The sequence below is a fragment of the Streptomyces sp. NPDC006544 genome, assembly GCF_040611715.1.
Taxonomy (GTDB): Bacteria; Actinomycetota; Actinomycetes; order Streptomycetales; family Streptomycetaceae; genus Streptomyces.
This window is the reverse complement of sequence record NZ_JBEXOV010000228.1, coordinates 1-1,362: the sequence shown is the minus strand read 5'-3', so window position 1 is coordinate 1,362 and position 1,362 is coordinate 1. Positions and strand designations below refer to the sequence as shown.

General features: G+C 39.5%; 1 pseudogene. It reads right to left on the bottom strand.

Going from position 1 to position 1,362, the window contains the following annotated elements:
• Positions 1-1,271: pseudogene (locus tag ABZY44_RS37710) on the bottom strand (heavy metal translocating P-type ATPase); the annotation flags it as partial.
• Positions 1,272-1,362: the final 91 nt, after the last annotated feature.

The window sequence follows — 1,362 nt, the reverse complement described above, 5'->3', positions numbered from 1 at the left end:
GCGGTTTTAGTATTATCACCAGTAAGCATAATAGTGTGTTCAATTGACAACTTGTGGAGTTCAGAAATAACGGCAGCACTTGAATCTCTTACTTCATCCGCGACAGCAATTACTCCTAAAATTTGTTCGTCAGTACCGAAATACATGGCGGTTTTCCCTTGTTCTTGAAATTGTCTGTATTGTACTTTGACCGCTGTTTCTTCGATTACTGATGCAGAAAACAGTTTAGGGCTTCCAATATAGTAACGTATGTTTTGATGTATACCTGTAAGTCCTTTACCTGTGATAGATTGGAAATCCTCGATTTGTATTGACTTGTAATCCACATTAGTTTTATCCGCTTCGTTTAAAATAGCAGAAGCTAATGGGTGTTGAGAAAGAGATTCCAACGATGAAATAATCGATAGATAATTTATATCAGTTTCAGAACTGGTTGCAATGAAATCCGTTACGACAGGCTTTCCTTTTGTTAAGGTTCCAGTCTTATCGAAAGCAATTGCTCTCAAATGACCAATTTCTTCCAGATAGACTCCGCCTTTTACTAAAACACCATTTTTTGCTGCATTACCAATAGCCGAAACAATTGAAACAGGTGTTGAGATCACTAATGAACAAGGACATCCGACAACTAAAATGGATAACCCTTGGTAAAGCCATTTATTCCAGTCACCACCAAAGAATAGCGGAGGAACAACCACTATCAAAAGGGCCATAATAATTATGAATGGCGTATAGTATTTTGCAAATTTATCTACAAAGGCTTGTGCAGGAGCTCGTTCTCCTTGCGCTTCTTCAACTAAGTGAATGATTTTGGCAATCGTTGTATCCGTTACTTTTTTTGTTACTTTGACTTCAAGAACACCTTCTTCATTTAGTGTTCCTGCAAACACTTCATCATCTAACTGTTTTTCAACAGGAACCGATTCTCCTGTTATTGCTGCTTGATTTACTGAAGAATGACCGTTGATAACAAGCCCATCCATGGCTATTTTTTGTCCGGGTTTAATGATCATAATATCGTCGATATCGATTTTATCGACACTGACTAATTGCTCTACATTGTTTCTCCTGATAAGAGCTTCTTTGGGAGCTATATCCATAAGAGAACGAATCGACTGTCTTGCTTTATCCATTGAAAATCGTTCCAAAGCTTCGCTAATAGCAAATAGTATTACTACAATAGAACCTTCGGCCCATTCTCCAATAAATGCGGCCCCAATAATTGCAATAGTCATTAAAGATTCCATGGAGAAGTCCAATTTGATCAAATCAGAGAACCCTTCTAGCACCTGCACCGCTCACACCATCCGAACCGGCGGACACTTCGCCTCGCGACAGGACGGGGTCACCGACCGTGACCCC